The sequence below is a fragment of the Fischerella sp. genome (assembly GCF_013388695.1).
Classification (GTDB): Bacteria; Cyanobacteriota; Cyanobacteriia; order Cyanobacteriales; family Nostocaceae; genus PCC9605.
Genome location: NZ_JACAEU010000164.1, coordinates 12897 through 38526, shown reverse-complemented (window position 1 = coordinate 38526; position 25630 = coordinate 12897). Strand labels below are relative to the sequence as shown.

The following is a 25630-nucleotide window of genomic DNA, read 5'->3' as shown; positions in this document are numbered from 1 at the left end:
ATCAATGCAATTAGTAGATATTTAATTCGTAGTTTGTAATTTGTAACTACGAATGAATATTCATCACATTTTCCTAAACAGCGATCGCTTATTGAAGCTATTTCCGTTCCAGATACCGCAAACACAGGAAAGGTGGCTTTAGAAACCTAGCTTGTGAATCATCAAGAGTAAGTTGATTTTCTCAGTATTATTACTATTGACATTAGTGTTTTTATTAACAATAAATATTTTATATCTCAATATTATATCACGCAAGCCCATGTTATATTTACTGCGCAAACATCTAAAAATAATAGTTAAATATGCTATTATTCATCAAATTTTTCATCAAGGCTATTGCAATTATCTATGCACGCCTTAACTCAGGTTGTCCATCTACCATCGTTAGATTCAGTAATTGACTTTTCTCCTCTGACCGTTACACCAGACACGTCATTACTAGATGTAGTCACGCAAATGAGTCGGCAGCAAGCAAGTAGTGTTTTGGTAGTGGAGAATCTAACAACCGATGGCTTGCAGGTAGTGGGGTGGTTCACGCAGCAAGATGCGATCGCGCTGCTCTCCCGTGGCTTTGACTTCAGAACAGCTAAGGTTTCACAAGTAATGGTTACACCAGTAATTACCCTGAACTATTTTGAAGTTAAAAGCATTACATTTATATTATTTACTTTACGAAAGTATAAGTTGCCTATGCTACCAATTGTTGCTGAGCGAGGTCAACTAATTGGAATAGTTACATTAGACACTATTTATCAAGCACTACAAATTCTGCCTTGCTCTTCCGTTGAAGGAGAAACTGTTGGTGTAGCGGTTCTCAAAGATAAGCAACAACCTAAATTGTCGTCGAACGTGAACTGCACGGAAGAACGACTGCGTTTGTTAGAGTCAGCGGTTGTCAATGCTAATGATGCCATTGTCATCGCAGCAGCTGATGCGCTGGATGAACCATTGGGCCCGCAAATAATCTATGTCAACGAAGCCTTTACCCGGATGAGTGGTTGGTCTGCAACTGAAGTTATAGGCAAAACTCCGCGAATTCTCCAGGGTGAGTTAACAGATCGCATCCAGCTAGATCGAATTCGCGCCGCGCTTCAAGATGGTTTGCCAATCAGAGCGGAGTTAATTAACTACCACAAAAACGGTTCTACATACTGGGTTGAGGTAAACATCGTCCCAATTGCAGATCGAAAGGGTAAACTCACTCATTTTGTTTCAGTACAACGGGATATTACTAAACGCAAACTTACAGAAGAAGCACTACGCGCCAGCGAAGCCCTATTACGTGAAGTCACAGAAAACATTCGCCAAGTTTTGTTTGTGCGAGATATCAAGCAAAACAAAATAGTGTACGTTACTCCAGCTTATGAAGACATTTGGGGACGCAGCTGCGCGAGTCTCTACGAAAATTCCCTCGACTTTTTGGAGGCGATCCATCCACTCGATCGCGATCGCGTCATTGCAGGGATGAAATCTCAAGCTGCGGGGAAAAATTACAACGAAGAATATCGAATTGTGCGCCCTGATGGCGAGGTTCGCTGGATTTGTACACGAGCTTTTCCCCTGCAAAATGAACTGGGAGAAGTTTACCGTGTTGTTGGTATTTCTGAAGATATTAGCGAACTCAAGCAAGCACAAGCAGCTCTCAAGCAGGCCAATGCAGAGTTGGAAAAACGAGTAGAGGAGCGAACGCAAGCTTTACAGCAAATCAATCGTCAACTCAGACATGAAATTAGCGATCGCAAACAAGCAGAAGCTGCATTACGGCAAACTCAACAACAGCTACAGGCAATTTTAGATAACTGTCCAGCGATTGTTTACGTGGTAGATACTCAAAACAGATTCCTGCTGATTAACCGTCAATATGAAAAGGTATTTCACTGTACTAAACAACAGATTACAGGTAAAAGTATATACGTTTTTTTTAACAGTGAATTTGCTGATATATTTGCAGTCAATAATCAAAATGTCCTCACTAGTGGCAAATCCGTAGAAGCTGAAGAAATTGCTCCCCAGGAGGATGGATTACACACTTATTTTTCTGTCAAGTTTGCTTTAAAAGATGCAAATGGTGTGCCTTATGCAATTTGTGGCATTTCTACAGACATTACCGATCGCAAACACGCCAACGAGTCTCTTGTGCGTTTTCGCACAGCTATAGAAAGTAGCAGCGATGCTATTGGTATGGCTGACATCGGCGGTGAGGTAATTTACGTTAACCCAGCGTTTGTCGAATTGTTTGAGTACACTTTGGCTGAATTGCAGGTTGCTGGGGGACCGCCAGTTCTTTACATCAATAAAGCAGAGTGTAAAGAAATATTTGCAACTGTCGAGAATGGCCAGTCTTGGCGTGGTGAAGTGAAGATGCAAACCAAGAGAGGTCAGATCTTAGACATTGACCTCCGTGCTGATGCCATTAAAGATGCCACTGGTAAAATTATTGGAACTGTCGGTATCCATACTGACATTACCGAGCGCAAGCGAGTAGAAGAAAGACTGCGTTTACGCGATCGCGCGATCGCTGCTAGCAGTAATGGCATAGTTATTTCGGATGCCAGACTGCCAAATTTGCCAATTATCTATGCTAATCCTGCTTTTGAATACATAACTGGTTATTCCCTAGAAGAAGTTATTGGTAGAAACTGCCGTTTTCTTCAAGGTGCTGATACCAATCAGCCGGAAATCAAAGAACTCAGCATTGCCATCCGACAAGCACGAAATTGTACCGTAATATTACGCAACTATCGTAAAGATGGTAGCTTGTTTTGGAACGAATTAAGCGTTTCTCCTGTGTTTGACACCGACGGCAATTGCACCCACTACGTCGGCATTCAGAATGATATCACCGAGCGCATGCAGGCAGAAGAGGAACTGAGAACAGCACTAGAGAAAGAAAAAGAACTTAACGAACTCAAATCCCGCGTTGTAACCATGATTTCCCATGAGTTTCGCACACCATTGAGTACCATCCTTTCTTCTTCAGAATTGCTAGAACACTACCGCCACAAATGGGCAGAAGAAAAACAACTCTCGCACGTACATCGCATTCAAGTTGCTGTTAAACACATGACTAATATGTTGAATGATGTGCTGGTGATTGGCAAGGCAGAAGTGGGAAAACTAGATTTTAAGCCAGTACCTCTGGATTTAGTTGAATACTGCCGTTACTTGGTAGAAGAATTACAATTTGATATCAACACTCAAGATGCGATCGCTTTTAGCTGTGAATATGAATCGATACCCTGCTGCATGGATGAAAAATTGCTCGGATATATTCTCAGAAATTTACTCTCGAATGCGATTAAATATTCCCCCAATGGTAGTACTGTTAAATTTAGTCTAACTTGTCGAGAAGAGCGAGCCATACTTGAAATACAAGACCAAGGAATTGGTATTCCACAAGAAGACTTACCGTATTTATTTGAATCATTCCATCGCGCTACCAATGTTGGCAATATCCAAGGTACAGGTTTAGGACTGACAATTGTGAAAAAGTGTACAGATTTACATCAAGGTGAAATTTTTGTAACTAGTGAAGTGGGAATAGGAACAAAGTTTACTGTGGCTTTGCCATTAAAAAACGGTTAGTAGATAGTGGATAGTGGTAAACAAACAATCACCAACTACTAACTACCAACTACTAACCACTAACTACTAACTACCAACTAAAACAAATGAGGATCTTATGACCAAAATATTAGTAATCGAAGACGAAAAATCAGTACGTGAAAATCTTGTGGAATTGTTGGAAGCTGAGGATTTTGAAACTATTTGTGCTGCCAATGGACAAGTAGGTTTACATTTAGCTCTAACTGAAGCTCCTGACTTAATTTTATGCGATTTGATGATGCCAGAACTGGATGGTTATGGTGTGCTAACAACATTACGCCAAGAACTGCTAACAGCAACTATCCCATTTATTTTTCTAACAGCTAAAGCAACTAAATCTGACTTTCGTCAAGGCATGGATCTAGGCGCTGATGACTATATTACAAAGCCATTTACTCGTGCTGAATTATTAAGTGCAATTGATAGCCGCCTACAAAAACGATTTACTTTGAAACAGTATTTTTCCGATAGTCTGCAACCGAAAGCTTTTAGCTCAGAAATGCTGGTTGTAAAAAGTATTTTACACGAGGCTATTGAACAGGGGCATTTTCGACAATTTTATGTTGAATATCAGCCACAAGTAGATATTGCATCTGGTCAAATCATTGCTGCGGAAGCCTTATTACGTTGGCAAAGTCCTGAATTGGGAATGGTTGCTGCTTCAGAATTAATTCCGTTGGCAGAATCTACAGGTTTAATTATCCCTATTGGTGAATGGGTATTACAAAGTGTCTGTCAACAAAATAAAATCTGGCAAAATGCAGGTTATTTTCCATTACGTATTGCTGTTAATTTGTCAGCACGGGAATTCACTCAGCCAGATTTGAGTCAAAAAATAGTGAAATTTTTAGCAGCCAATAATTTAGAACCGGATTATCTAGAACTAGAACTGACTGAAAGCTTAATTATGCAAGATGTAAATACTGCGATCGCCACAATTAATGAATTGCGCTCCCTCGGTGTAAAAATTGCTATTGATGATTTTGGTACAGGATATTCTTCTTTGATGTACCTGAAAAAATTGCCTATTAATAAGTTGAAAATTGACCGCTACTTTATTCACAATGTTGTCAACGACTTCCAAAAGGCAGCTATTACAACGGCATTAATTCAAATGGGTCACAATCTCAATCTCCAGGTAATTGCTGAAGGCGTAGAAACAGAAGCAGAACTTGATTTTTTACGTCAATATCAATGTGATGCCATGCAAGGATTTCTCTTCAGCCGTCCTTTACCTGCAATAGAATTTCAAAAGTTTTTGTCGCTTGAAAAACTCTGGGATTCATGAAATTATTCCGATAAGCATAATATTAATGTTGTTAGTAGTTGGTAGTTACTGTTTCTTATCAATAAATACTAACTACTAACAATTATAAAGTTAAATATATTGATTTTCACTAATATAATTGGTACAGATTTGCTTAAAATAGTAGCGTTTTTAAACGCAGAGGAGCGCAGAGTCAGCGCGGAGGTACGCAGAGTGTTTTTAAGTTTTATTCGCGACGAATTTATGGTTTAAATATACTAATCAGTAAATATTTTATTGTAAAGTTATGGCAAAGCGATCGCTCCAAGCGTCAGCCCAAGGCATTAAAAAAGCCAAACAGGCTTTTAGGCGTAAAAACTGGACGCAAGAATATCTAGCTGGTGAAGTAGGTTTAGAAACTCGTCACCCTATTTGGAAGTTTTTTACTGGTAAACCTGTTGACCGCCAAGTCTTTCAGGAGATTTGCTTTGTCTTAGAATTAAACCCAGAAGAAATTGCTGAACAGCCTACTATTGAGGATGAATCAATTCCTTTTGAGACAATACCGGAAAATACTTCAGATATTGATGTCTTAGTACAAAAGGCGCGTTTGGCTCACCAAGAGAAAATTCAGGCTCAGTGTGGCACTTTGCACCTTTTAGATATTGCTAGACCCATCGAGTTAGATGACCTTTATGTAGAAGTCAATGTTTTTGAGGAAATCACTAGTCAAAGATGGCTAGAAATTGCCGATTTACAAAAGTTAGACTCGAATGATTTTGACCGTTTTAGCTTAGGTAACATCAATCAACAATGGATTACCGGTTTAGAGGCAGTTTTAAAATATTCTAAGCTCATGGTTTTGGGTAAAACAGGTTCTGGTAGAACTACTTTTTTGCAATCAATTGCAATTCATTGTAATCAAGGTAAATTTCAGCCAGATTGCTTACCAATTTTTATCAGTTTGAAACACTTTGCCGAAAATACTAGTGAAGATTATCAAATTAACTTATCAAAATATCTTTATCAAGAGTTTAGTGAGTGTGGTATTTATGAAGCAGACCTATCTACAATATTTTCTCATGGTAAAGCAATAATATTGTTGGATGGTTTAGATGAATTAACAGATGAAGATAGCGAGAAAGTTATCAGAGAAATTCGCAATTTTAACGAAAAATATTATAAAAATATAATAATTATTACTTGTCGTATTGCTGGACAGCAATATAAGTTTAAAGGATTTACTGTAGTTGAAATCGCCGATTTTAGTAAATCACAAATCGCAGCTTTTGCAGATAAGTGGTTTGTGGCTGTAGCTAAAAACTCTCTCTGGGAAGGAAAAGCAAAAGCTTCTGAGTTTATGCAGAAGTTAGAATTGCCAGAAAATCAGCAAATTCTTGAGTTAGCAACCACACCGATTTTGCTAAATCTCACTTGCTTAGTATTTCAGTTTTTAGGAGATTTCCCTACCTTACGTTCAGAACTCTACAAACAAGCATTGGAACTATTATTAGTGCGTTGGGATGAAGCCAGAGGCATTAAACGAGATGAAGTTTATCGCAATTTGTCATTGATACATAAAATTAAGTTACTTTGTCGTGTCGCGACAACTACCTTTACTCAAGGAGATTACTTTTTTCCAGAGACTAAAATACAGCAACTCATTGCCGACTATCTACGCCAGCTTCCCCATCCACCAACGGATTTAGAAGCATTGCAACTCGATAGTAAAGCTGTGCTAAAAGCTATTGAAGCGCAACATGGATTATTACTTGAACAAGCACGGGGAATTTATTCTTTTTCTCATTTGACTTTTCAAGAGTATTTGACCGCGAGAGAAATTGTTGCTAGTGCCAATTCCCAAGCGCTGCAAGAATTTGTCACCCATGTGGGGAAAAAACGTTGGCGAGAAGTCTTTTTACTTGCTGCGGGAATGATGCAACCAGCAGATGATTTATTGTTGTTAATGAAGCAACAAATAGATATCTTAGGAATATCAAATCAAAAATTACAAAATTTTCTCGTTTGGTTAGGGGAAAAATCTTCTACAGTCAATGGATCTTATTACCCCGCTAGCGTGCGTGCCTTTTACTTTACCCTTGCTCTCCCTCCGGATCATCCTCTAGCTCATAACCAAAATTTGGCTTTATCTTTGGATCGTCGCCTAGCTGGAAAACTTGCTGTTGATTTAGCCTTAGACTTGGCTTTAATACATGCCCTTGCTGTTAGTCTGAAGATAACTGGTGATATTTTCTGTCAACGCTTGTCTGCGATCGCTCTTGCCCTTGACTTGCAACATTTACTACAGGATCGTCCTGCTTTAGAACAATCTCTGCAACAGCTACACGCCGAACTTCCATCTCCACAGGAAAGTAGAATAACTCTCAAGGCATGGTGGCAAGCGAATGGAGAAACTTGGACTGGTAAGTTGCGAAATCTCATTGTTAGCGATCGCCAAATTGGTCACGATTGGCAGTTCGATGAAAGCGAGTTGCAAATATTACAGCAGTATTGGAATGCTAACAAGTTGCTGCTAGATTGCCTCAATAATGCTGGGAATGTCACTTTCACTACGATTAGATCAATAGAGAAAAATTTGTTTTTAGTCAACAGCTAGTTTGACCGTCAATGAGAAATTGAAGCGGGTCGGTTTATCGATACAGTAATGATGCTGAACGAGAGGCAAAATAGTGAGTCGAATAGTTTTAACCACACTCGGTTCTTTGGGCGATCTACATCCCAAAATTGCGATCGCGCTTGAATACAGCTTCAAACAGCCTCAATAAATCAGCTCGTGGTTCTTGGAACCGCGATCGCGGCACGGGCTACAAAATTGTTTTTGTTCCTTTTGATACTAAAAGACAACCACAAAATTACTATGAAGATTTTCTCGCTGGTTTTCTACTAGATCCATCTATACCAACGACTTGGGGACGTCCAGTGGGTTTGCTTATCCTACCCGATGGCAGTCTAATTTTTACCGAAGAAGCCAATAATCGGATTTATCGAGTTCAGTATACTGGTTAGTTGTTTGTCCTTTGTCCACTACGTAGTGGAGTCCAAAGTCAAAAGTCTATAGCTTAAAAAAGAATGATTGACCCTTGACTCTAGACTCTAGACTCTTGACTCTAGACTCTTGACTCTAGACTCTAGACTCTTGACTCTAGACTCTTGACTCTTGACCAAATTTAAAACCATCCTTCTTGTTCCAGAGTTTCAATCAACTGTAGTCCACGAGGATCGCCTACTCCCAAAAGTGCGGCTTTGGCATCTTCCCGTACTCCCAATTCTTCATCCTCAGCAAAGGCTTGAATCAAAGCATCAATGGCAGTTGCATAGACGACATTAGAAGGCAGTTCGCGGCACAACTGTCCAATTGCCCAAGCGCTGTTACTCCGCACTGGTGCGATAGGATCTTGCACTAAAGCTTCAATCAACGGTGGTATCGCCCCAACAACAGCTTCATAACCTACTTGCGCCATCTGTGCTAAAGAACTAGCAGCCCACAAACGCACTGCGGAAATATCGGTTCTCAAAGCATCTGCTAGGGGTGCCAAACAACGGCGATCGCGGCAGTTACCTAAGGCCCAAACCACTCCTTTGCGTACATACCCATTCCAATCTCGTCCCAACTGGGCAATCAACGGTTCTACAGCATCTGGGCTGGGGTTGCGTCCGAGTCCATATGCCGCACTCACCCTTACTAACGGACAAGTATCAGTTAACAGGCGAATCAAATGGGGAGTCGCGCGTGCATCTTCTAGATCGCAGAAAGCACGCGCTGCCAGCATTCTCTGCTGTGGCTGGGGATGCTCTAGTAGCGGTAGCATTTCCTCTGGATCGGGTTTTGGAACTTCTGACTCTGCGGTCAGCGGTTCCATTTTATCTAGAGGGCTTTCTAGCTCCACTTCAGCATCGAGTAGGCTAAGGTCATCTTCGTCGTACATACATCAAAATTACCATTACTTTGAGTAGTTAGTAGTTAGTAGTTAGTAGTTAGTAGTTAGTAGTTAGTAGTTGTAGAGACGTGCCATGGCACGTCTGTACATTAGTTAGTAGTTAGTAGTTGGTAGTTAGTAGTTAATTGTTTACCACTATCCACTAACCACTAACCACTAACCACTATCCACTATCTACTAACAGTCACCATACAGAGACTTAACCATCCACAACGATTGGGTTTGATAACCGAGGTGATTGTAAAGACCTAGTGCTGCTTGGTTAGATTGAAACACTTGCAACCCCATTTGGCGATCGCCTCTTTTTTTTGCCCAGTCTTCTGCATACTGCATTAAAGCTGTACCAATGCCCCGTCGCCGATGTTCTGGTACAACGTAGAGCAGAAATATATGAGCATGGCGATCGCCTGTGACTTGGTTGATTGCATTTCCCATCCAGAGACAGGCTACGGGGTGATGGGGTGATGGGGTGATGGGGGGATGGGGAGAACTTAATTCTATATTCTCCCCACCTCCGGTTCTCCCCACCTCCCCATCTTCCTCTACCCACCACAAGGGAGTTTGGCTGGAGAAGTATTGTTCAACCGTGCGTGCCAGATGAGAAAAATCCCCGGAAGGAAACATCTCCTGGTAAGTCAATTGCATGAACTTTACCAGCAACGCCCGATCCAAACTTGAGCCATGCCGAATACAGTACCCCGGTAGCAGTTCCTCTGCCAAACTAGAGTTTTTGCTCACTGGTATTTTGCTGTTATGACAAGTTGAGGTGAGGACAAGAATACAAGGGGAAATTGAAAGCAATATTCATATTCTCCCCATCATCCCATCTCCCTATCCCCCCATCTTCCTCAATGGGTGCGGGTGCTGCCATATCCCCAGGTAAAAAGATCCGGGCGCTGACTGCGACAAGGGCAAATAAGAAAATCAACACTACAAGTAACGGGGCAATATACTGACGAAATATAGCCATTTTGAAATTGTCAGGGGACTTTCCTGAGAAATAACTGAATATTTGTTAAGATGTCAGGATTTATTTTAGCAAGAAGACAGAGGGGTAAATATTACTTCCTCTGTTGAGAGTTCATCCTTTACCCGTCTTCCTTCTTCTTTTACCTGCGATCGCGTTCTAAGTCGGCGATCGCTCTTTCCCAATACCAACTTTCTGGCATCTTAGGATAATCTTGCCTTGCTTGCTCTACTAAGCGTTCTGCTGCGGCTGTATCACCATCCAACATCGCGATCAGCCTGTTTTTGAGAGGATTATCAACTATACGTTGGGTTGTTAGTTGGGTTGTTGGTTCATTTGCAGGCTGGGATTGACCTGCTGTAGACGATTGAGACTGCTGTCTCCGCAATTCCCAAAATAAAACGTAATAAAGCGTGGCAAAAATTAAAATTAGGCTGAATGTTCCGAGAAAAGTGAGGAGGTTAAGTCCGAGATATCCCAAAACTAATTGGGAAAGAACGTAGCCAAGTAAAAGTCCTGTTAATAAAAGAATAGTTGTGGCAATAACAATTATTAGTTTCTGCCCCATACATCATCTTCCTCATCTTCGAGTCCTGGTCTGGGAATTGTTATTGGTTTATGGTTCCAAGGGGCAAAGACAGGCAGCAAGAGCAACCCTGGCACGGCAGCGACGATCGTAATTAAGAAAAATGTAGACCATCCCGTGCTTTTTGCTATTGACCCAGATGGGGCAGCCAAAATATCTCGGCTGACAGCCATCAAACTGGAGAGCAATGCATACTGGGTTGCGGAAAACCGCTGGTTGCAAAGACTCATCAAAAAGGCAACAAAGGCTGCTGTTCCCAATCCACCACAGAAGTTTTCTATATTAATAGTAACTACTAGCAATTGGTAATTTTGGGCGAATTGGGGTTGAGCAAGTATAAAGTAAGCGAAGTTACTCAATGCTTGCAACACACCAAAGACCCAAAGTGAGCGATTAATACCTATTTTGCTTAAAATTACACCACCTACAAGGGCTCCAACAATAGTAGCAATTAATCCCATTCCTACCTGTATTGCCCCAATATCAGTTTTGGTGAAACCTACTGTGAGTAAAAAGGGCGTAGCCATATTACTCAACAAGGCATCGCCTAGTTTATATAGGGTAATAAAGACTAAAATCAATAATGCTTGGATAACGCCCTTGCGCTGGAAAAATTCCCCAAATGGCAAGATAACCGCTTCGGCTAAAGAAGCTGGAGGGCTAATTTGCCGTGGTTCTGGCGCAAATAAGCAGCCAAAAATACCAATTACCATCATACCTGCCATCAACAAGTAAACCGAAGACCAAGGCATCCGGTCAGCAAGTATTAGTCCCAAAGAACCTGCTATTAATAATGCCACTCGATAACCTAAAATGAAGACTGCTGCACCAACGCCCATTTCTAATTCTGTCAAAACGTCGGTACGGTAGGCATCAGCAGCAATATCTTGAGTCGCACTCAAAAAGGCAATGACTATAGCGTTGATGGCTAAAAGCTGTAATGCTTGTTTGGGTTGTTGAAAAGCCATGAAGGCGATCGCTACCATCAAGGCAATCTGCATCAAAATTAACCAACCCCGCCGTCTCCCTAAAAATGGCAGTGTAAACCGATCTAAAAATGGCGACCACAGAAACTTGAAGGAATAAGGTAAACTGGCCAGGCTAAACCAGCCAATCGCCCCTAAATCTACCTGTTCTTCGGTCATCCAAGCCTTAAGGGTAGTACCGATTAACAATAAGGGCAAACCTGATGCAAAGCCTAGCAATAATAAAGCCGCCATTTTGCGGCTTTCAAATACCTTCAGCAGAGATTGAATTTGTCTCACTATTTTTTACATTCCTCATACAAGTAAAAGGTAGAAGGCAGTCCCAATGAAAAAATTTCACCACTATGCATGAAAATGGGCATTGGGCATTGGGCATGGAAATTTCTATTCCCCCAACCCTGTTCCCCCAACCCTGTTCCCTTCTTTCAAGGCAGAAGAGAAAATTCGCTGCTTCTGTTCACAGAATTTTTTTGTTGATATTTTATGTTCAATTATGTCCACCTAGTTAACCTGGTTAATATTTCTCAGTAATTGCAATTTGATTTACCTTTTTAATTTTGATCGGGGATTGAAATATATTGCCATAACTGATGTGTAATTTCATGCCAAGTTGGCTTAACAAGGCAGTAGGCAGCAGTTGACAATAATTTATTAACTTTCGTTAAGCTGATAAACTTGATGTCCTCTTATTTCTACCTTGTGTTCAGCGAGACATTTTGCCCAACCTTCACGAGTACCAATATCGCTTTTGTGCTTGAGTAAGCCCAATTCTTGTTCTTTTTGAGTGAGTTGAGCAAATTCTTCGTAGAGCGAATAATTAGGAGTAACAAATGTCTCTTTACGGTGGAGAATAGGCGGATTTGCTCTACTTGCGTAGTCTCGGTGAGTAATCTCTAAAGTTTTTAAGTCAATAGTAATACTTGCTTTTAGTGCCGGATGGGGATCGGTGTCAAATTCTGGGTAAAGCAGGTAAGATATCTGTGGTTTTTCAGTACAAAATTTTATCAATGTTGTATCATCTACACGCCAGATAGTGCGGCTAGCACAACCCTCATAAATTCTTAATAGAGGGTCAATTTCACATAGTGCGGAAATATGTACGTATAAAGCATTACGTGTGTGTTTACCAATTTTGCTTTTTTCGCAAGTAGCTTTGACTACACTGGGTTTTCCTAAGCTAAAAAGCTTGGCATCAGCTACTTCGCAAGCTTCTTCGTAGCTGCCAAAAAAGGCTTTAATGTCATGGCGCATTTCTGGTGCTAGCTTGTGCCATGAAGGACGACCCTGAAAGTGGGTAAGAGCGAGATAAACTTGAATATCTAGAGAACGACGATAAGCGATCGCATCCCATTCGGCTTCATCAGTTGCTTGCAAAACCACAGCAAAAGCCCGGCGGAAGTTACCAAACTCCCTTAATAATTCCTGTTCGTTCTCCAATTCACCCTTGACTGGCAATCTACCGCGTGTTGTATAAAAAGCCATGAGTGGTTGAAGCATATCTTGGTAGTCTTCAAACCGCTTGGTAGGGATGCGGACTCTTGGCGTGGAGGTTTTAGAGAAAAAGCGTATAGCTTTGTAAGCTTCTTTTTCGGCTTCATCCCGAAACACAAAGTAAATACCTAGCGCTACAGGCACGGCATCTACATTTAGTGTTTCATCAATGTATTTTTTGAGTTCTTCTTGCTGGTAATATTTCTGAAACGTATTGTGGCGGGTAACAACACCGTCGCCATAAGGTATGAGACTGCGGCTAGGGGCGTTAATCAGGACTTGGGCAGCAACAATTAATACTTTGCGCGTCAGTTGCCAAGCTGCTAGCAGGGCTTGACGCCGTTCCTCTGTGTCTTCAATGACATTCAGAATGTAGCCCAAATTAACAACATCGGCGGGAATGCGATCGCGATCGGGATAATAGTAAGGGTCCCAACCTGCACTGGTGTAACCTAAGTTTGCCACTCGCTCGACATCACCGCCGTAGCCGCAGCCATAATCAAAAAACGTGGTATCTTTGTTTAAAATTGACCACTCTATTGCCAATCGCACGGGGCGAGACAAGTCAATACGAAAAATTGCAGCTCTGTGACGTTCAATTTCGATGTAGCTCTCGGACATAAGAGCATTTTGACTTTGTTAGTAGTTAGTAGTTGTAGAGACGTGCCATGGCACGTCTGTACATTAGTTAGTAGTTAGTTGTATTCCTACTAACCATTAACCACTAACCATAATTTCAATTCTTGGTCGCTAATTCAATCAAATCTTCAATTTTCTTGATATTTGGATCGCCTGCTAAGTATCCAATACCACGATGCAAATGCAGGCGAAATTGTGTAGCTAAAGTTTCTTTATCAGTTCCGAGTCCATCATTGTAGCAGCGTTGTTTAAGTGCCAGCAAGAGAATATCGGACATTTCGCCACCAAAGACACGCCAAGTCATCTCGACGTTGCTATCTTGGGGAATTGGCACTGGGGAGGGTGCGGCGGGTTCGCTGAGAGAACGGCAAAATGCCCAACGGCATATAATGTTCCATTGGTCAAGTTTAGTAATGCGTTTGAGTTTGGTAAGTTGGTCTTTGGCTGTTTGAGAAAGTTTGATACGTTCAATAGTAGTTTCCATAATAATCCGCACAGCGAATTGAAATGAATCTTTCTTGGTGTCTTGGTGTCTTAGTGTTTCAAAAATGATTTTTCTACCACCAAGACACTAAGACACTAAGAGCTTAATAGTATCTCATTCATTACCAAAAATACCCTGGTTGTATGGTTGTTTGGCGAGTAGATGAGTCGTATTTGAGGAGGTATTCGCGGGCGATCGCTTCGTTTTCTCGCAGGGTTTGCACTTCTTTTTCTCCGATTTCTGTATCAGTGGAAAGAAGAATCACTTGATGACTGGCAGAGGGAAAGTAACGTTCAACTAGGTTACTGCGGTGAGAAGAATCTAGTCTGCCTAGAGGTGTATCAATAGCTATTGGTAAGCGGCGTCCGGAAACTCGTGCTAGTCCCCAAAGGAAGGCGATCGCTAAGAGTTGTTTTTCTCCTGCGGAAAGGCGGTGTTTAGGAACTGGTTTACCCTGTAAATCATACAGAGATAGGCTAAAAGTATTAGTATCAATGGCAATGCGATGCACTAAATCAGATTTGTGCAGAAGATAGCGAAAGCACTCAGTTACTTCATTTTCCAATTTATTTAATTTTCTCAGAGTCAAACGCTCCCGGAACAGTTTCAGTGTTTCTTGAACTCTCACAGAGGCGATAATAATATGTTCTTTATTCTGGCGTTTAATTGTATCGTCAGTATATGCTTTTAAGTCCTTTTTTAACTTCTCAATCGCCGCTTCTAGTTCTGCTAAACGGCGTCTAGCTATCTCACAATTAGCTTTTGCTTCAGCAACTTGATTTTGTGCTGCTCGCATCGCATCACGCAGTTTATTATATTCTTCTGGTGATGCTGCTGTTTGTACCTGTCTTTCCAGAGAAATAATTTCTTCTTCTTTAGTGATGAGATTTGCTAATTGCTGTTTAGCAGAATTTTTGGCATTGTGTAAGTAATAAATAATATTACCCAGTTGACTGAGAGCTTCATCATCAGCTAATAACCAAAGTTCCTCTTGTAGAGACGCAACCTGGCGCGTCTCTACATCTTGATCAAGAAATGATTTTATTTTTGAAAATTTATCTTCAGGAATACCTAAATTATGAATTAAATTGAGTAAGCTTTGATCTCGTTCAAGTAAAATATCCAATGCTATTTTTGACTGTTGATAGCGAAATTCTTTTTCTCCTTGCGCTTGTACCTGAGTGAGTAGCGGTTGAATTAACGCCAGCGGTAAAACATCAGCCGCTAATTCACACATTCCCTGACGAATTTGTTCAGCTTCCGCAGTTCTTTCTTCCTTTTGTTTTTCTAACTGACTGCTTTCTGCGGCAATTTTACCACCTTCATAAACAAATTTATCAATAGCTTCTTGTTCATGCTTCTCTGCTGTTTTTAATTGTTCTTGTCGAGACGCATGTTTTTGCGTTTGCTCATGATATTCTTCTTGCAACTGTTTAAGATTTTCTTCGATTTCCTCTAAATTTGCTAACTCTTGAGTATCAGCAACTTCCTTACGTTTGCGATTGACTAAAATATCTATATCAACTGCTAAGCGTTCCGCTAATTCTAGTCCTAAAAGTGCGCGAATTGCATCTACTACAATCGGTGGCGGTACTTCTTGTTCTGCCAGTTCCTTAACTTGTTCGCCGTCAAAGAGAAACAAGTTGGAAATTCCTAATGGGAGCAGATTTTCAATATACTCATCCCAAATATTCACTAAAGCCTCAACAGGCCATGTATCATCATCACCTAAAATGCCTAAATGGTCTTTACCATCTTTAGGATTTTTTTCCCACGTCCGCACGATTCTGTATTTGACTGGTTGGTCATTTTCAATATGTTCAAAAACTAATTCAATGCGAGTTTTTTCTGTTGGTGGTGTGTGGCTATTAACGCATTGAGAAAGAAAATCGGTATAACTTAAATTTCCACGGGTAGAACATTGAGCGCGATGTCCATAAAGTGCTAGACGAATGGCATCCATCAGCGTTGTTTTTCCTCCGCCATTCATCCCGCCTAAAAGGATGATTGGGCAAGTATTTTCAGCAAATTGAGGGTCAAGATTAATGACTTGACGTCCACTGTATGGGCCAAAATTTTCTAGAACTAGTTCAAGAAATAACATAGTGATATTTTTATATTTAATTCTCGCGTTAAGAAGCCATTAACCGTGAAGTAAATTTACGGCTATGTTCAAATTTGAATTCTAGGCTTAAATCGATGATATTTTTTGCATAAAACCGTAGCGAATTTAAGTTTGGAATTTAAACGCAAAGGTACGCAGAGGTAAGCGCAGAGGGGCGCAGAGTTTTAGGCTAAGAATTTGTGCCATTGTGTACTAAGTGTCTCTATTTTGAAATTTGATATTTCCCCAAGTCTTTGGTTTGGTAGCAGATTCTGTAGTAGATGATTTGTCTTGGGGACTTGCAGTTAAATTATCAGTTACCTCATCCGTTGCGACAACATCTCCTAAAGTAAGCTGCTTTACCTTTTCTACGTCAGCTTGAGCAACCGCTGTTTTCAAATCTCTTTTTAAATGAGCATTTTTAATTGCTTCTTCTTGGGAACGGGAACTAGTTTCAAAACATTTTTCAAGGGCATCATATATGCCTACACGGCGAGCCATTTTACGATACTGGCGTTCAGTGTCTAATAGCTTTGCCATCAGTTCTAAGTGCATGGCATCGCCTTCACAAATTTCTTCTAGTACTGCCCATTCATCGCTACCTAAGAGACTATAGCCAGCACCAGGACGCGGATCTTGGAATTCTTCTCCAGTCACTTCTTGATATATGCGGGGTAAACTATCATCAAATTCGTGTTTTTCTTCTAACCAAATGCGGCGAATTTCGCTCATTTCTTCTGGAGTAATTAGGGTGATATCGCGCATATTTTCTGGCGCAGTGTTTCGGATTTGTGTTTGCGCTTCTAATACTCTTCTTAGCCAATGTTCCCGCCAATATTTGGTATAGGGACCGGGTATTGGTTCTACTGAAATTTCATTATCTACATTGCGTTCAAAGAGTTGGACTTCACCCCAGATGCGTCGGAAGTCCCTCTTATCGTGGTCTTCTTTAATATCTAATTCATTGCGGATATCCAACAGAGGCTGCATCCATTCTTTTTCTTCGTCATTTTGAATCATTGCCTCCATCGATTTATCTTTATTAACTATTGTGCAAATCCAGCAGCCAAATCGTGAATCTCCACAACTGGGAGTAGAAGTATCTACAACCAAGGGACATTCATTATCTGCCGTAGCACCCCGATACATAGCAAATAAGTCTTTATTATTACCTCCCCAAGGGTTTTGCCACTGATTTAAATAAATCCATACTTCATCGTTTCGCCAATCTTCTATTGGGGTGTAAATCAGAGAGTTAGGTAGACTAGCATTAGGACTAAGGCGATCGCGTACTCTACCTATTTGATGTTTTTGCATTGTCGCAGCACGTTTGCTGCTTTCAGCTTTGCGAGTACCTAAGACAAGAATTGTTTCACCATTGGCTCTAACCATCTCTCGGATGAAATGGTTAGCAGGATTAATTTTCAAACGTTGGGTACACCAGCGAAACTGGTTGCGTGGTGCTGGGTAGCCTTTGCCAATCAAATTTACCCAGAATGTATCTTGAACTACTGGTTGAAGCAGATGGGGTTCAATCGGCATCCCCTGTACTTTTGCAGCAGATTTGAGCTGCTGCATAGATTTACGAACCCAAGCAGAAACTACTGGGTTTTCTACGAGTGTATCTGTTGTAATAACATGAATTGTCTTTGTTCGTTTTTCTGGAGGAAGAGTGGCGATCGCATTCCAAACTAGCTGTAAAGTTACGGAACTGTCTTTACCCCATGATACGCCCATGATCCAGGGTATTTCATCTGAGCAGTATAACTCTTGTATTTCAGTGGTGAGAGCTTGGATATCTTCCACTAACTCTGCCACAGTACGCGGTTGCTGATTTTTAGTTTCTGGCTGTTGTGCTGTAGCCATTTCTCCCTACCTCTGAAAACACAGGTGATTTTCACCTCATCTATTGCACCAGTAGAACCCCACCCCCTCCCCGCAAGCGAGGAGGGGAGAAGATTGTGTACTGCAAGTGCAACGCTAGTATTGTAAACCTTAAAGGTTTTTAAAAACTTTGCTAATTAGATCCATTTTTGTAGAAAATTAATCTGGTTTATAATTCTAGATTTTAAAAAATAATATGGATGAAAGTGCAATTTACCCAACTGCTGACATTGCCAGCGAGTATCTAGAACGAGAAAACAAGGATAAACAGGTACTAGCTATTCTGCTAGAAAAGTTTATGAACCAAAAAGACCAGATTTTGGTTCAAAAAACTGAGATGGGAGGGACTGAGGCATATGTAGGCTCTGTTACCTTAGAATGGTTTGCGGGTCGGGTTCGCTTTGCGTCTGCTTTACCCCTGCTTCAGCAAAAATACAACTCTCAAACGGATAATATCGAGATTGACGCGGAAAGTATTGACGAGATTCAGCAGCGTCCGCTTGATTGGTCACGTCAACTACCCTTAGCGCAGTATTTGGCAGGCCGAAAAAATCACAAGTTTCCGCCTGTGCTAGTAGTGATTAACCAACCGTGGGTGGATAATCCCAAAGCTGCTGAGTGGGATAGCCAAGGAACGGCTATAAAGCCTACCACAGTTTTTACACCTTTAGATCAAGAAGGTAAGGTGGGTTTATTAAACATTTCTGAAGAGAATGTGACCATTTATGCACTGGATGGTCAGCATCGACTAATGGGGGTGCAGGGGTTGATGGAGTTGCTGAAAACTGGCAAACTCCAACGTTACAAGAAGGATAAAAGCCCTGACGACACTTTTATTACAGTGGATGACTTGATTGAACAGTATCATGTTCAGCCTGCTCACTTGCAAAGCTTGCCTAAAGAAAAAATCGGTATTGAATTCATCTGTGCGGTTGAGAAAGGAGAAACTCGTGAACAGGCAAGACGACGGGTGAGAAGTATCTTTGTTCATGTCAACCTGATGGCTGCACCTTTGACTAAAGGTCAGTTAGCACAGCTGAATGAGGATGATGGTTTTTCGATTGTTGCCAGAAAAATCGCCGTGACGCATCCGCTTTTGGAACAACGGGAAACCCGAAAGCCTCGCGTGAATTGGAATAGTGCGACGGTTGCAGCCAAGTCAACAGTTTTGACAACACTGCAAGCACTTAAAGATATGTCTGAACGATACTTGGGACAAAAGTTCCCTCACTGGAAACCCTTAGACAAGGGTCTAATTCCCATGCGTCCAGAGGATGAGGAACTTGAGAAGGGAATACAGGAGTTTCACAAGCTGTTTGATTATTTAGCAAGCCTTCCCAGTTATAAGATTTTAGAAGATGAAGATACACCAGCCTTGCGACGATTCAGCTTTGAAAAGGATGGAGGCGAAGGAAATATGCTTTTGCGTCCTGTTGGTCAAGTCGCTTTAGCGCAAGCTTTGGGCATCTTGATTTTCCGGAAAGGATTTAAGCTGGAAGACATTTTTAAGAAGCTGCGGAAGTTCGATCAGCAAGGCGGGTTTAGTGGTATGGAGTTCCCGCAGTCCATTTGGTACGGCGTTTTATATGACCCAAATAAAAAGCGGGTGCAGGTGGCTGGACGGGATCTGGCGGCGAAGTTACTGATTTATATTTTGGGTGGAATTCAGGATCAAATGGAACGTGCAGAACTTCGTAAGGCTTTGGCTGATGCTAGAAGGGTAGAAAATAAAACAATAAGTTTTGATGGTAAATTTGTGGAACCCAAGCAGGTAGGACTTCCATCTATTTTGTAGTTACTAACAATTACTCGTCTTGGGATAAATTGTTATGCTACTTTGGTACGTAATGTATTAAAGGAGTCTAATTTGTGGCATGGCTACATGGCAATGATGCTGTGCAACAGCTAAGTGAAAACGTAATTTTGTACGATTTAACGCAGATGCGTGGGAATAGTGCTGTTTTAAGCCGCATCCCCAATCATATTGGTGGTGTCTACGCTTGGTATCGTCGCTTTGAGATTGATCCTAGTGCAAGACATGATCCTGAAGTCTTCGTTAATTATATTCTTAAGGAACTTTCTAAAGATCACTCTGCTCCCCGAGAGACAAGACTTCCCCCAGCACATAGGATAAGACTTCAACCAGACAATTCATTTTCTAAAGAACTTTTGTTGAAAGAGTTAGCTGCCGACTCATCTTTTCGTCAACCGCTCTTTATGCTCCTAAACAACTCCCTTATATTTCAGCAACCGCTATATATAGGAAAGACGACGAATTTATATTTTAGAATTAGTAACCATCTTAGCGAAGGAAGTATTTTACGCGATCGCCTTGCGGCTGCTGGTCACAATATTAATAGGTGCAGGCTGATTTAAGTTTTTAACAAAAGGCACTCATACGGTAACTCAAGAGAGGAATTTACTTAAATCGAATTCCTCATCTTCTTTTTTTTGCTTAAATCTTTCAGAACTTAGAATCAATAAAAGTCGCTCTGAGTAGTCTACCGCTCCTCGTAGTTCATTTTGCAAAATTTCCAATCCACCATTAGCATACTCTTCAAAAATATGGATGCGCTGCTCGTCAGCCGTATCGTCATCGCCTAGAATTTTAATGTCTTTTGTTTCGGTGATAGCCAACAAATTAATTAACATAGTGAAGCTAGTAGCAAAATAATCCTGTCGGAGTGGAGATAAATCTTTAGCGATTCCCTCCAAAGGAACTCGCTTTTTATACTTTGTCCCCAACGCCGCTGCAAATACCATCACTTCTACATACGTTTGGAAAGGGCCAGTTGTATCCTTTGATGCTACTAAAGCTTTCACTAACTCAACTTTGTCTTTGGCAATTTTGATTCTATTTGCAGCCATTGTTCTGATATATACTTTGTTGCAATTTTAACCGAAAGCAAAAGTGATGTCTAACGATTAAGTTGCTAAGCGTTTACTTAGTCTTGTCTCTCTGCGGTTCATTTTTCTGAACATATCTGCGCCAGTGCGATCGCACTCCTCTCGTCTTGGCGTCCTTGGCGTCTACCCTGCGGGAAGCCGCTTGCGCGTCTATGGCGGTTCGTTTATCCAAACAAGCGATCGCACCCTATTTACATCCGTGTAATAAAATACAGCATTCTTAAAAACCCATAAGCGAAATCATCAAGTGTTTACTTGTAAGCAACGCAACCATACATAAAAACTGGCTCTTTATTCTCAACTAGAATAGATGATGGTTCAGCCTGCCATGCAGCAACTGGTACAATGTCATGAGTAGTTAATTGCCAGCGTCCAAGCAATGGACGAATTGTTGTAGGGTTCCGCATATATAAAGGCTCACCTGTTGATTCAAGCAATTCTAAGACTTTGGGATACTGCATTCCCGCCTCGCCATCAAAGTCCAATGCTAGGAAACTTCCCGCAGGAACCCAATCATAAAGCGTATCAAGCACATTAGCTAGAGTTTCATCAGGGATAAAATTTGATCGTGCGAACACAAATGCACGCAGATTAACACAGATAATTTATTATTGTGCATCTTTGTGTATCTTTTAATTTACACGATTTACCTCAATAATCTCTGTGTATTCAAATTCATTCGGACTTTGTTTAACCAAAGGATATCTCTCTCCTCCCAACTCAATATAATCCTGTTCGCAATCAGGTTTGGAAGAATAGTAAACCAATACATATTCTCTACCTATTTTCTCTGCTATTTCTGCTGCTACTTCACCCCGCCATTGCGTTTTAGTCACCAATACGACTAATTGATTTGCTAATTTAGGAATTATTCTAGCAATCTGCCGACGATTAACTTCATCCAAACTACCAAAGGGTGAATCCATGACTATCGGCAAAGTGCTAGTATCTGGCACCATTAACATTTTTCTTTGACTCCATTCCCTTACTCTGTCGATAATACCGCCGATAAACGATAAACTGAGGATTTGATTTTCACCTGTAGAGGCTGCTACTGGTGCTTCTATACCTGCTGTATTTTCCACCAGCGTTAGCTCATATCGATCGCTAATTTTAGGAGTGTAAGGTGTAAACGAAATTTCACTAAATATTTCTTGTACCCGCTTTTCTAGTTGTAAGCGAAATTGTTGTTCTTGTCGTGACTTTACTAAAGTTAAACGTTCAATAGCATCTTGGGTAGCCGCAATGCGTCGTTGTGCTAGCGCTTGCCTTTCTTCATTTAGTTTCTGCTTGGTGATTTGTTTGCTTAAAGTTTCTATTTCCGTTTTGTAATTAGCTATTTGCTGTTGGTTTGCACCTTGTTCTAAGGTTAAATCTGTAATTTTTTCTTCAATCTCATCCAAGCGTTTTTGTAGATTGCGAATTTCTTCACTTGGATCTTTTCGCAATCTTTCTTGAATGTTATCTAAATCTGCTTCTATTTGAGATATATTTTGCCTTAACTGATTGATTTCCGCTTGTTCTCTATCAATCTCTTCCCAAAATCCTACTGCTTGTTTATCTATTTCATCAACTTGAGCGCTCATGCGAATAGCAGTTTCCTCTACTAATGATGAACCGGCTCTATCTAGCAAGCTTTTGACATTTTCGTGCGAGTGATTCCCCTCCTGTAATTCTGCTCCACAAATGCAGCGTTGAGAGCTTAGTAAATTATGTAAAAATTCCCGTGAAATCCCAGAGGTTAACTCGCCTCGCTGTTTTAAATCTTCAATTATTTCCCGAAACTGTACTGTTGTTTCTGATAGCAATACCGTATATCCCCGTGTGGAAATTGCTTTTTTCAGTGCTTCCCACTTTTTTTTCAGTTCTCCATGATTTGCTGATTTTTGCGATTCTAAATTTTGCCGTCTTTCTTGCAATTCTTTGGCGGCGCTGAGTTCTCGCAAACGATTACTTGTTTCTTTTTTGATAGTTTGTTGATATTCTAACTCTTGTTTAATTTCTGTTTGCCTGTTATTGATTCGCTCAATTTCCTGTTCTATTTTTGCCTGTTGTCTTAAAAGCTGTTTGGTTTCTGAGTCACCAATAATTTTTAATTCGTTTTCTAAAGTTTTCTTGGCTTCGCTTAAATGCCTGATAGAACGATTAATTACCTCAACTCCTAACAATATTTTAGTAGCTTCGGCAATTTCAGCCTTTTTATCAGAACGCACAATCTGTTCTATGCGCTCTCCATCAAAGAAAAAATATTGATGTAAGCTACTAGGTAAAATTTGGTTAATTATATCTTCTAAATTTTGATTGGGTGGGACAAAATACCACGAGCCATCATCTCTACCCACCCACATACTTAACTCTGTTTTACCAGGCTCAAAATCACTTTCGTTTTTATAAACCCGACAGGAGCGTTTAATCCGATAGCGTTTACTATCATGCTCCCAAACAATTTCTACCCAACATTCTACAGGTTGACCAATTTTAGCTTCAGCTATGGCACGTTTATTTACTAATTGTTCTGCTGAAGCAAAAGCGGCACTAAATTTTTCGTACAGTACCCAAGTAAATGCATTCAGTAAACTTGTTTTACCTGCGCCGTTATTACCGTGAATTATAGTTGTGTTACTAACATCTCCATGAGCTAACACTATCTCTGGGGTTTTTGCATAGAAGGAGCGAAAATTGCACAGCTTAATTGAAATGAGCTTCATCGCACTGCTTCCTTCACAATTCTCAAAATATCATCATTGATAGGGCTGTTACTTTTTTTATCTAGTCTGCTTTTTTCTAACTGCCATACCTGTTCGATTATTTGTCGCACTTCTGGTGCAGCACTAGCTATTGGCTCTTGCACGTCATCTATATTCGTTTGTTTATTCATGTTTTTATTAAAAGAATGTATTTTTTGATATTCTAACCACGGAGACCAGAGCGATCGCATCCGTAGAGGTACTGTTTCATTTGCTTCTTAAAATTAGATTGAATGTGAAGAAAAGCAAGTTTTTTGAAAGTGGTTAGTGGTTAGTTGTTAGTAGTTAGTGGTTAATTATTGGTTGTTTAATAGTAACCACTTCAGTTTTTTTATATTCAACCACAGATGCACGCAGATAAACCTAGATGAAATATCAGTATTCGGGGAAAAGGACAATGTCCTTTTTCCTTTCTGCTTTCCCTTTTCCCCTTCTTCTTTCAAACATCCAATAATCCATATCGTTTTTGTAAATCAAGTAACTTGATTCTCGCTTCACCAGCATTGTCTGCTAAATCAGCAAATTCAACAAAGCGCCGCAATTCTTTTCTTAATAAGTTACGTTCCACTTCTAAAGTTTTTCTGTCTAAATCTGGTGGCAAAACTATCATGTCAAAAATTGTGGCGCGTTCTTTGCCTGGATGTGGACGCAAAACCCGTCCGCGTCGCTGGATAAATTGCCGGGGATTGCCAGAACTTGCCAAAATTACAGCAGTTTGAATGGCTGGTATATCTACGCCTTCATCTAAACAGCGAATTGCGACTAAACCTTGTAATTCACCGCTTTCAAATTGACGGCGTAAAACTTCTCTTTCTTCTAGAGAAGTTTGAGCGGTGTAGGTGCTTACCCTGTAACCTAATTCTACTCCTAAAATTTTGGCAACCTCTTTGAGTTGGTGTAAGCTAGAACGCTGTCCCGCTTCTTGAGAACTATCACTGCAATAAAAAAGCGTATGACTTGTTTCGCGACGAGTAGCCATCAACTCACGCAAAGCGTTTAATTTATTTTCTGCTGCACTAATTAGCCTTGCGCGTTGCATCAATAACGGCTTTAAATCTTCGTTATCTTCTGTAGAGACGTAGCATGCTACGTCTCTACATTCCAAATTTTCTTTTTCTCGATACAAAAGTGCCCGTCCAATTTTTTGTGTTAGTTTGGCATAGGCACGACTTTCTGTTTCGGTTAATTCCACGAGAATGGGATAGTAAAGATAATGCACTAAAGCGCCTTGAGCGATCGCGTCTTTTAAAGTGAATTCTGGTTGTAAAACCGCGCCAAAATAATCAAATATAGATTGAGTTCCAGTTTCATCAAAATATCTTTCTGGTGTGGCAGATAAAGCCAGTCGCAAACCAACGCGGCGAGGTAAACTTTCTTCTAGTCTAGGTGCACCTAAATTGTGAGCTTCATCACCGATAATTAAAGTTCTTTCGGGAAGATATTTAAGTTGAGATTGGAACCCATCGCCAATTAAGGTGGAGTTGGTAGTGATAACTGTGAGAAATGGTTGCGAACTAGAACGGACGTTGTACAGTTGGCTAGAAAGTTGACTTTGCCAAGTGCGTAAGTTTTCAAAGGCTAAGATGGGTTGCAAATTAAATTTTTCACATTCTCGCGCCCATTGGGAAACAAGATGGCGGTAAGGACATACTACTAGCAATGCTTGCAAGTGAATTTGTTTGTATAACTCGCAAGCTACTGAGAGTGCTGTAATAGTCTTACCGCTACCTGTTGCCATTTTCAGCGTCCCTCTGCCGTTGTTGGCAAACCAGCTATTTACCGCTTGGCGCTGATATTGCCGCAATTGCAGAGATGCTGGCATTGTTGGGCAGCCTGGTAATGGTTGTTGAGTTTGATAACTGCCCTTGCTTTCACCTGCAAATGGTATTTTGAGAAGGGTGATTTCCCCAGTTGTGGCAACCGCCGTTTTGAAAGTGGGCAGTTGCCGGACTTTTGGTTGTGTCAGATACATTGATGTTGAACTACGTATAAATAGAGAGTGGTGAGTGGGGAGTGGGGAGGAT

At 40.8% G+C, this 25630-nt stretch carries 19 protein-coding genes and 1 pseudogene; 6 read left to right on the top strand and 14 right to left on the bottom strand.

Going from position 1 to position 25630, the window contains the following annotated elements; genetic code table 11:
- Window positions 1-348 precede the first annotated feature (348 nt).
- The 4 genes and pseudogenes from HXY43_RS23005 to HXY43_RS22990 all read left to right on the top strand — a co-directional run.
- Window positions 349-3585: a PAS domain S-box protein gene (locus HXY43_RS23005; RefSeq protein ID WP_290888295.1), complete on the top strand. Its 3237-nt coding sequence runs from the start codon at window positions 349-351 to the stop codon at window positions 3583-3585.
- 97 nt (window positions 3586-3682) lie between these two features.
- Complete coding sequence (locus tag HXY43_RS23000; RefSeq protein ID WP_290888292.1) at window positions 3683-4894, top strand: EAL domain-containing response regulator; 1212 nt, start codon at window positions 3683-3685, stop codon at window positions 4892-4894.
- Between the two features lie 265 nt (window positions 4895-5159).
- Complete coding sequence (locus tag HXY43_RS22995; RefSeq protein ID WP_290888288.1) at window positions 5160-7469, top strand: NACHT domain-containing NTPase; 2310 nt, start codon at window positions 5160-5162, stop codon at window positions 7467-7469.
- A 176-nt stretch (window positions 7470-7645) separates the two neighbouring features.
- Window positions 7646-7879, top strand: a pseudogene (locus tag HXY43_RS22990) (sorbosone dehydrogenase family protein); the annotation flags it as partial.
- Window positions 7880-8040: 161 nt separating this feature from the next.
- On the opposite strand, the gene HXY43_RS22985 reads toward HXY43_RS22990, so the two are convergent.
- The 9 genes from HXY43_RS22985 to dndC form a co-directional block, all read right to left on the bottom strand.
- Window positions 8041-8799, bottom strand: coding sequence for a HEAT repeat domain-containing protein (locus HXY43_RS22985; RefSeq protein WP_026731951.1), 759 nt, complete (start codon window positions 8797-8799; stop codon window positions 8041-8043).
- Between the two features lie 189 nt (window positions 8800-8988).
- Complete coding sequence (locus HXY43_RS22980; RefSeq protein WP_290888283.1) at window positions 8989-9549, bottom strand: GNAT family N-acetyltransferase; 561 nt, start codon at window positions 9547-9549, stop codon at window positions 8989-8991.
- A 13-nt stretch (window positions 9550-9562) separates the two neighbouring features.
- Entirely contained in the window at window positions 9563-9781 is a 219-nt protein-coding gene (locus HXY43_RS22975) for a hypothetical protein (RefSeq protein ID WP_026731953.1), read from the bottom strand.
- Window positions 9782-9920: 139 nt separating this feature from the next.
- The gene (locus tag HXY43_RS22970; RefSeq protein ID WP_026731954.1) at window positions 9921-10346 is read right to left on the bottom strand and encodes a hypothetical protein; all 426 of its coding nucleotides are present in this window, start codon (window positions 10344-10346) and stop codon (window positions 9921-9923) included.
- Window positions 10331-11584, bottom strand: coding sequence for an AmpG family muropeptide MFS transporter (locus tag HXY43_RS22965; RefSeq protein WP_290888334.1), 1254 nt, complete (start codon window positions 11582-11584; stop codon window positions 10331-10333). Before HXY43_RS22965 ends, HXY43_RS22970 begins: the two co-directional genes overlap by 16 nt.
- Window positions 11585-12001: 417 nt before the next feature.
- A complete protein-coding gene (locus HXY43_RS22960) occupies window positions 12002-13462 on the bottom strand; it encodes a DNA phosphorothioation-associated putative methyltransferase (RefSeq protein ID WP_290888277.1) in 1461 nt (486 codons plus the stop codon).
- 115 nt (window positions 13463-13577) lie between these two features.
- A complete protein-coding gene (dndE, locus tag HXY43_RS22955; RefSeq protein ID WP_290888274.1) occupies window positions 13578-13964 on the bottom strand; it encodes a DNA sulfur modification protein DndE in 387 nt (128 codons plus the stop codon).
- Between the two features lie 121 nt (window positions 13965-14085).
- Window positions 14086-16068, bottom strand: a complete 1983-nt coding sequence (gene dndD / locus HXY43_RS22950; protein WP_290888272.1) for a DNA sulfur modification protein DndD — start codon at window positions 16066-16068, stop codon at window positions 14086-14088.
- Window positions 16069-16281: 213 nt separating this feature from the next.
- A complete protein-coding gene (gene dndC, locus HXY43_RS22945; protein ID WP_290888270.1) occupies window positions 16282-17934 on the bottom strand; it encodes a DNA phosphorothioation system sulfurtransferase DndC in 1653 nt (550 codons plus the stop codon).
- A 214-nt stretch (window positions 17935-18148) separates the two neighbouring features.
- On the opposite strand from dndC, the gene HXY43_RS22940 reads away from it, so the two are divergent.
- Both HXY43_RS22940 and HXY43_RS22935 read left to right on the top strand, forming a co-directional pair.
- Window positions 18149-19747 (top strand): DGQHR domain-containing protein, encoded by a 1599-nt coding sequence (locus HXY43_RS22940; protein WP_290888267.1) that lies wholly within the window; start codon window positions 18149-18151, stop codon window positions 19745-19747.
- A gap of 74 nt (window positions 19748-19821) precedes the next feature.
- On the top strand, window positions 19822-20328 hold the full coding sequence (locus HXY43_RS22935; protein ID WP_290888265.1) for a GIY-YIG nuclease family protein: 507 nt from the start codon (window positions 19822-19824) through the stop codon (window positions 20326-20328).
- Between the two features lie 30 nt (window positions 20329-20358).
- Here HXY43_RS22935 and HXY43_RS22930 read toward each other — a convergent pair whose 3' ends face one another.
- The 5 genes from HXY43_RS22930 to HXY43_RS22910 form a co-directional block, all read right to left on the bottom strand.
- Window positions 20359-20820: a DNA phosphorothioation-associated protein 4 gene (locus HXY43_RS22930; protein WP_026731962.1), complete on the bottom strand. Its 462-nt coding sequence runs from the start codon at window positions 20818-20820 to the stop codon at window positions 20359-20361.
- 290 nt (window positions 20821-21110) lie between these two features.
- Window positions 21111-21437: an SAM-dependent methyltransferase gene (locus HXY43_RS22925; protein WP_290888260.1), complete on the bottom strand. Its 327-nt coding sequence runs from the start codon at window positions 21435-21437 to the stop codon at window positions 21111-21113.
- Between the two features lie 54 nt (window positions 21438-21491).
- On the bottom strand, window positions 21492-23567 hold the full coding sequence (locus HXY43_RS22920) for an AAA family ATPase (protein WP_290888257.1): 2076 nt from the start codon (window positions 23565-23567) through the stop codon (window positions 21492-21494).
- Window positions 23564-23737: a hypothetical protein gene (locus HXY43_RS22915; protein ID WP_197036007.1), complete on the bottom strand. Its 174-nt coding sequence runs from the start codon at window positions 23735-23737 to the stop codon at window positions 23564-23566. The genes HXY43_RS22920 and HXY43_RS22915 overlap by 4 nt, the downstream gene beginning before the upstream one ends.
- Before the next feature lie 308 nt (window positions 23738-24045).
- Window positions 24046-25578: a DNA phosphorothioation system restriction enzyme gene (locus HXY43_RS22910; protein WP_290888254.1), complete on the bottom strand. Its 1533-nt coding sequence runs from the start codon at window positions 25576-25578 to the stop codon at window positions 24046-24048.
- Window positions 25579-25630 lie beyond the last annotated feature (52 nt).